6 protein-coding genes are annotated in these 7800 nt (G+C 37.3%); 3 read left to right on the top strand and 3 right to left on the bottom strand.

Annotation, left to right across the window (positions count from 1 at the left end; all coding sequences use genetic code 11):
• Nucleotides 1-305 precede the first annotated feature (305 nt).
• The 3 genes from H8911_RS11290 to H8911_RS11280 form a co-directional block, all read right to left on the bottom strand.
• Nucleotides 306-1256 carry a P1 family peptidase gene (locus H8911_RS11290; RefSeq protein ID WP_186999723.1) on the bottom strand — a complete coding sequence of 317 codons (951 nt, stop codon included), beginning with the start codon at nucleotides 1254-1256 and terminating at the stop codon, nucleotides 306-308.
• A 90-nt stretch (nucleotides 1257-1346) separates the two neighbouring features.
• On the bottom strand, nucleotides 1347-4895 hold the full coding sequence (nifJ, locus tag H8911_RS11285; RefSeq protein WP_117925159.1) for a pyruvate:ferredoxin (flavodoxin) oxidoreductase: 3549 nt from the start codon (nucleotides 4893-4895) through the stop codon (nucleotides 1347-1349).
• A 158-nt stretch (nucleotides 4896-5053) separates the two neighbouring features.
• Complete coding sequence (locus H8911_RS11280) at nucleotides 5054-6325, bottom strand: glucose-6-phosphate isomerase (protein WP_186999722.1); 1272 nt, start codon at nucleotides 6323-6325, stop codon at nucleotides 5054-5056.
• Nucleotides 6326-6416: 91 nt separating this feature from the next.
• On the opposite strand from H8911_RS11280, the gene H8911_RS11275 reads away from it, so the two are divergent.
• The 3 genes from H8911_RS11275 (at nucleotide 6417) to H8911_RS12980 (ending at nucleotide 7749) form a co-directional block, all read left to right on the top strand.
• Nucleotides 6417-6878 carry a divergent PAP2 family protein gene (locus H8911_RS11275; protein ID WP_117925155.1) on the top strand — a complete coding sequence of 154 codons (462 nt, stop codon included), beginning with the start codon at nucleotides 6417-6419 and terminating at the stop codon, nucleotides 6876-6878.
• A 17-nt stretch (nucleotides 6879-6895) separates the two neighbouring features.
• Nucleotides 6896-7135 carry a NifU family protein gene (locus tag H8911_RS11270; protein ID WP_117925153.1) on the top strand — a complete coding sequence of 80 codons (240 nt, stop codon included), beginning with the start codon at nucleotides 6896-6898 and terminating at the stop codon, nucleotides 7133-7135.
• Between the two features lie 401 nt (nucleotides 7136-7536).
• On the top strand, nucleotides 7537-7749 hold the full coding sequence (locus H8911_RS12980) for an MATE family efflux transporter (protein WP_186999721.1): 213 nt from the start codon (nucleotides 7537-7539) through the stop codon (nucleotides 7747-7749).
• The last annotated feature ends 51 nt before the right edge of the window (nucleotides 7750-7800 follow it).

The raw sequence follows: 7800 nt of genomic DNA, 5'->3' as shown, positions 1-7800 counted from the left end.
GTAGGCGCATATTATATGCTTCTTACAGGAGAAATCTGGAATCCTGCAGATTTAGCAGAAGTTGAAACGCCAGTTGAACAAAGAATTAAATACGTAAATCAGATATTAAACAACTACTAGATATTGGACTTACAGTTGAAGAATTAACACTAATGATCCAACACAGTTCCAATATTATAGCAACACAATAATCTTTATATTTGGGGAAAGGGGTTTTGCACCCTTTTGTACTTCTAACTTCTTGTTTTTATAAATTTTATTTTCAGATTATCACCAAAAAATATAACATAAAAAAGAAGATTTCACTATGAAATCTTCACTTGATTTAAACAATTACGAACATGTCCAGACTGTCCAGTTACCTCTTCATTTTCAATCAAAGATAAGTGCACAGCTTCTTTACAAGATTCAATCGCTGCATCAAATACAATATTGATCTTATTATCGTTGATTTGTTTCAAAGTATGGATTTCTTCATTCCCAAAACGATTTGCGGTACTAAACGCAATCGCAATATCCCCAGAACCATTGCCCATATGCGATCCTGTTAAAGCTAAACCGACTGGCATTCTGTTACAAACTCTATGAAGTTGACGATCACTTAATGGAGCATCCGTTGCAATGATCATCATGATTGAACCTTTTTCTTGTTCTAAAGGCAATTGATTCCCCTCTACATTATCTAACAAATATTGTTCTCTTAAACCAAAATTAGATAATACAAGTACACCTAGAGTATATGTATTTCCATCAATCTCAAAGATTCTTGAACTTGTTCCAATACCACCTGACATTTCAAAACAAGACATGCCTCGTCCGGCTCCAACACTGCCGAGTTCAAAATTTTTTTTACAGTCACGATACGCCTCATAAACATCTTCTTTTGTAACGACGCAATCGCGAATCGCATTTAGATATCCATCGTTGCATTCTCCAACGACAACATTAACACTTGTTAAATCTTCATTTTCTTTGACCATGATATCCACTAAGGCTTGTTGAACAACACCCACATTTAAAGTATTTGTCAAACAAATATAACTTTCTAAAGTTCCCAATTCCATAATTTGTGGTAATCCTGTCGTCTTCCCAAAACCATTTAAAATACTACAACCACAAGCTAACTTTTGATGAAATACATCTTCAGCCGTACGAATAAATGTCACACCTGTTTGGTGAGAATCAGAACAAATTGTTTTATGCCCAACCAAAACACCTTCGACATCTGTAATTCGATTTAATTTTCCTTTTTCCATAATATAACACCTCTTACAACCATTATATTAATAATTTTTAATTTGCACAAAAAAAGAAGCCGAAATCAATCAGCTTCTTTCATTTATTTCTTACTTGTAAAGTTCAACTAAACGTCGTAAGTGTTCATAACGTTCTTTAGCTACTTCTTCTGACTTAGCAAATAATTTTTCTGCTCTTTCAGGGAATGGTTTCACTAAACGAGTGTAACGAGATTCGTTGTGTAAGAAGTCTTGGTAAGTTCCATCTCCTTCTTTAGAAGTTAATGTGAATGGGTTCTTACCTGCTTCTTTCTTAGCTGGATCAAATGAGAATAAGTTCCAGTATCCAGATTTAACCGCTTTCTTCATTTCATCTTGACAGTGGTTCATTCCACCCTTAGCAATACCATGTAATTCACAAGGTGCATAACCGATGATTAAAGATGGTCCTGGATAAGCTTCTGCTTCAGCAATACATTTAACTGCTTGTGCAGGGTTAGCTCCAAGAGCGATTTGTGCTACATAAACGTATCCGTAGCTCATGGCGATTTCTGCTAAAGATTTTTTCTTCATTTCTTTACCAGCAGCAGCGAACTGACATACTTCACCGATGTTAGATGCTTTAGAAGCCTGTCCACCAGTATTTGAATACATTTCTGTATCGAATACCATAACGTTTACGTTTTCACCTGATGCAAGAACATGGTCTAATCCACCGAATCCGATATCATAAGCCCATCCGTCTCCACCGAAGATCCAAACAGATTTCTTAGCTAAGTATTCTTTCTTATCTAATACAGCTTTAGCATCTTCACATCCAGCTTCAGCAGCTTTTTCTACTTCAACTAATAATGCTTTTGTTGCTTCTGTGTTAGTACGAGTATTTTCTTTAGTTTCCATGAATTTTTCGAATGCAGCCTTGAATTCAGGAGTTGCTTTTTCGCTTTCGTTCATAGCACCTAATTTTTCGATAGCTTGTTCACGTAATACTTTTTGTCCTAATTGCATACCGAATCCGTGTTCAGCATTGTCTTCGAACAATGAGTTAGCCCATGCTGGTCCTTGTAAGCTGTCTTTGTTTACTGTATATGGAGATACAGATGCTGGACCACCCCAGATTGAAGAACATCCGGTTGCATTTGATACATACATGTGTTCACCAAATAACTGAGTAATTAAACGAGCATAAGATGTTTCAGCACATCCAGCACATGATCCAGAGAACTCTAACAATGGTTGGTTGTATTGAGAACCCTTAACTGTGTCATCAGCGAATCCAGAATCTTTCTTAGAAACGTTAGCTACTAAGTAATCGAATACTGGTTGTTCTTCAGCTTGAGATTCTTGAGGAACCATCTTGATTGCTTGAGTTGGACATACAGTGATACATTCACCACATCCCATACAATCTAATGGAGATACACTCATTGTATATTTGAATTCTGTAGCTTTTGGTTTAACATCAGCTAATTTGATTTGTGCAGGAGCAGCCTTAACTTCTTCTTCGCTCAATAAGAATGGACGAATAGTAGCGTGAGAACATACGAATGCACATTGGTTACATTGAATACATTTTTCAGGATCCCATTCAGGAACTGTAACAGCTGTACCACGTTTTTCGTAAGCACTAGCACCAGTTTCCCATTGACCATCGATGTTACCAACGAATGCAGATACAGGTAATGAATCTCCATCCATTTTGTTAACTGGTTCCATGATGTCTTTAACCATCTTAACTGTTGCAGGACGTCCTGACAATTCAGGTTTTGGTGCATCAGCTTCTGGGTTAGCCCAAGATGCAGGAATTTCAACTTTGTGAGTTGCGCCAACACCAGCATCGATAGCTTTATAGTTCATTTCAACAACTGCATCACCCTTCTTAGAGTAAGATTTCTTAGCAGCTGCTTTCATATAATCTACAGCTTCTTCAATTGGCATAATGTTAGCTAATTTGAAGAATGCAGATTGTAAGATTGTGTTTGTACGTTTACCCATACCAATTTCGATAGCTTTATCAATGGCATTGATTGTGTACAATTGGATATTGTTGTCTGCGATATATTTTTTAGATTCAGCAGGCATGTGTTTGTCTAATTCTTCGTCTGACCATTGGCAGTTGATCATGAATACACCACCAGGTTTTACGTCTTGAACCATCTTGTATCCATTTACTACATATGAAGGGTTGTGACAAGCTACGAAGTCAGCCTGGTTAATGTAGTATGGGCTACGGATTGGTTTGTCTCCGAAACGCAAGTGAGAAATCGTGATACCACCAGTTTTCTTAGAGTCATATTGGAAGTAAGCCTGAATATATTTGTCAGTGTGGTCACCGATGATCTTAGTAGAGTTCTTGTTAGCACCTACAGTACCGTCTCCTCCAAGACCCCAGAATTTACATTCAACCGTTCCTGGAGTTGAAGTGTTAGGAGCTGGTTTAACTTCTGGCAATGATAAGTTTGTAACGTCATCCACGATGCCAATTGTAAAACGAGGTTTTGGTTCGTCTTTTAACAATTCAGTATAAACAGCGAACACACTTGAAGGTGGAGTATCCTTAGATCCTAAACCATAACGTCCACCGCAAAGAGTGATGTCATTTAATCCTGCTTCGCGAAGTGTTGTAGCTACATCTAAGTATAATGGGTCAGCTAGAGCACCTGGTTCTTTAGTACGGTCAAGTACTGCAACTTTCTTAGCTGTCTTAGGAAGAACTTTTAATAAGTGTTTGCTTGACCAAGGACGATATAAACGAACCTTAACTAAACCAACTTTTTCTCCTTTTGCAGTTAAGTAGTCGATAACTTCTTCAGCAACGTCATTGATAGAACCCATAGCGATGATTACACGATCAGCTTCAGGATCACCATAGTAGTTGAACAAGTCATAGTTTGTTCCTAATTTTTCGTTGATTTTACCCATGTATTTTTCTACTACAGCAGGTAATTCATCATATGCAGTGTTACATGCTTCACGGTGTTGGAAGAAGATATCTCCATTTTCGTGAGAACCACGCATAGTTGGACGTTCTGGATTCAAAGCGTGTTTACGGAATTCCTCAACAGCTTCCATTGGACACATTTCTTTTAAATCTTCGTAGTCCCATTTTTCAATTTTTTGAATTTCGTGAGAAGTACGGAATCCATCAAAGAAGTTGATGAATGGCACTTTACCTTCTAAAGCAGCTAAGTGAGCTACTGGAGATAAATCCATAACTTCTTGTGGGTTGGTTTCACATAACATAGCGAAACCTGTTTGACGACAAGCATAAACGTCTGAGTGATCACCAAAGATGTTCAATGCGTGAGTTGCAACTGTACGTGCAGATACATCGAATACACATGGTAATTGTTCAGCCGCGATCTTGTACATGTTTGGAATCATCAATAATAAACCTTGAGATGCAGTGAATGTATTAGTCAATGCACCAGCAGCTAATGATCCGTGAACAGCACCAGCAGCACCTGCTTCTGATTGTAATTCACTTACAACTACTTGATTTCCAAAAATATTTTTCTGTCCAGCTGCAGACCATTGATCAATAGAGTCTGCCATTGGACTAGATGGAGTAATAGGATAAATTGCAGCAACGTCTGTAAAAGCATACGCAACGTGAGCCGCAGCCGTATTTCCATCCATAGACTGTTTTGCTCTAGGCATTAATATTTCCTCCTTTATAGATATTCAATACCATAGATTATTATACGAGCTTCATGTCAAATTTTAAAGGTTAAATTCACCATAGAGGTTAGTCTCTTCTAATTTGTAAGCGTATAAAAAAGAGACGTAAACACTTGCTTACATCTCTATTTTCATCATTACTTTTTACCTAATAGTTTGAACATATTCTTTTTATAAACTTCAACGCCAGGTTGATTGAATGGGTTAGAATCATTCATCAAAGTTGTCATTGCGATGGCCTTGAAGAAGAACATACACATATTACCAAAGTCATAAGAAGTCATGCCTGGCATAGTTAATAAGATATTTGGAACTCCACCTGTTTCTTCATGAGCCTGTAATGTTCCTTTGGCAGCCATTTTATTAGCCCAATCCACACTCTTACCAGCCAAGTAGTTCATTCCATCTTCATTGGCTTCATCATTAGGGAATGTTAAATCGATCATTGGTGTATCGACATATAAGTTTGTTTCGAACAATACTTTCTTACCTTCCTGAACAAATTGTCCTAAAGAGTGTAAGTCTGTTGAGAAACATACTGAATCAGGTAAAATACCCTTTCCATCTTTTCCTTCACTTTCTCCAAACAATTGTTTCCACCATTCGGCAACCATCTGCATTTGAGGTTCATAGTTTACTAACAATTCAACATCATATCCTTGGTTTTGAAGAATACGACGAGCCACTGCATATCGGTAAGCAGGGTTTTTTTCAAGAGCCGCATCTCCATATTCACCCATACCATCATGTAAACCTTTCATCAAAGCATCGATATCGATTCCAGCTACTGCGATTGGCAATAATCCAACTGGAGTAATGACTGAGAAACGTCCACCAATATCATCAGGAATGACGAATGTTTCATATCCTTCTTTATCTGCTAAAGCCTTCAATGTTCCTCTAGCCTTATCTGTAGTGGCAATAATACGATTCTTTGCATCTTCACCATATTTTTCTTCCATAAATTGTTTTAAGATACGGAAAGCCAATGCTGTTTCCGTTGTAGTTCCAGATTTAGAAATAACATTTACAGTAACTTCCTTATCTTTAATATAGTTCATGACCTGTGAAATATAAGTAGATGAGAAAGTGTTTCCCATATAAATAATTTCAGGTTTGTTGTCACCATATAAACCATTCATCATTTCAATGGCAGCACGAGCACCTAAATAAGATCCTCCAATACCACATACAACGAATACTTCTGTATTTTCACGTACTTTTGCGGCAACCTCTTTAATGCGACTAAATTCTTCTTTATCATAATTGTTAGCCCAGTTTAGCCAACCGATAAAGTCGTTACCCTTACAAGTACCATTTTGTAAAGCTTCATCAATAGCGCGAACTTGATTCTGATAAGCCTTTACATCTTCTTTTAAGAAAGCATGATTTAAATCTAACGTAATCATATTTATTTTCCCTCCATAGCTATCTCCACTCATGATTATACCACGATTTAACATTGTGTGATATAATGTTTTTTGTTAGGAGTGTGAGTTTATGATACCATCGTCCTTATATCCACTTGTTACAGCTCTTTTGAGCAATATACTTGCACAAGTAGGAAAAACGGTCGTATATTATTATAGAACTGGCAAATGGGACTTACACTGGGTCATCGCAAGTGGCGGCTTTCCAAGCAGTCACTCATCCACTGTAACTGCCCTTTCTCTTTCCATTGGAATTCAGGAAGGCTTTGATTCAGCCATATTTGCCGTAACCACTATCTTTTCCTTTATTGTCATGTATGATGCATGTCACGTCCGCTATTACTCAGGTAAAAATATTGAATTAACGCAACAGTTAGTCAAAGATTTACGAGAAATGACAGGACTTCGCTTTGACGATCCAATCTATCAAGAAAAATTAAAGAATGTTCTTGGTCATAAATTTGTCGAAGTCATCGGAGGATTTGTGGTAGGACTGATTGTCCCATTGATTTTATGTCCACTATTTTTATAAGTTAGGAGTGTTATTTTATGGATACTGTAGTAGATAGTAAAGCCGTTAATGATTGTTTAGATAAAATTCGTCCTTATATTCAACATGACGGAGGCGACATTGAACTATTAGGAGTTGACGAATTCAATGTTGTCTATGTTTCTTTCAAAGGTGCTTGCCAAGGATGCATGATGGCCTCTGAAGATTTCTCAGGTGGAATCAAAGAATTATTACTTGAAGAAGTACCAAACATCCGTGATGTAGTACTTGTAGGTTAAGATATCGAAAGATATCTTTTTATTTTTAGGAGTTTTACCATGTACACCAAAGAACAATTAAGGAGACTTTTGATTCCATTAATGTTCGAACAAGTTTTAAACGCATTAATGAGATCCGTTGATACCATTATGGTCACCAATATTGGTTCAACCGCATTTCCGCCGTCTCCCTTGTGGATTCATTAAATATTTTAATCATCAATATATTTGCCGCCATGGCAACCGGAGGCGCCATCATCTGTGCCCAACACTTAGGTTCTGACCAAAAAACAAGGCCAATCAAGCCTTGAAACAATTGATTATCTCCGTCACCCTTATTTCCATACTGATTACCATACCCTGCATTTTATTCAGAAGACCGCTATTAACACTGAGTTTTGAATCTATAGAAAAAAAGCGTGATGGATAATTCTTTAAGCTATCTATTCATCACGGCACTATCCTACCCCTTCATCGCCCTATACAATGCAGGTGCTGCAAGCTTTCGAACAAATCAAAATTCAAGACTTCCCATGACCATTGCGTTTAGCTCTAACATATCAAACATTGTGAGTACCCATCTGACAACCCTAAGCATTTTCCAAGCCTCTAGCCGTGGCATATTGGTCCATTGAATTACGAATCATCTTTCGAGTGGCTATGCTTGATTGCATTATATAATTCTT

The sequence above is a fragment of the Holdemanella hominis genome (assembly GCF_014306155.1).
Lineage (GTDB): Bacteria > Bacillota_I > Bacilli_A > Erysipelotrichales > Erysipelotrichaceae > Holdemanella > Holdemanella hominis.
Note: the sequence above shows the minus strand (reverse complement) of the source record. Positions and strands in the feature narration are given on the sequence as shown.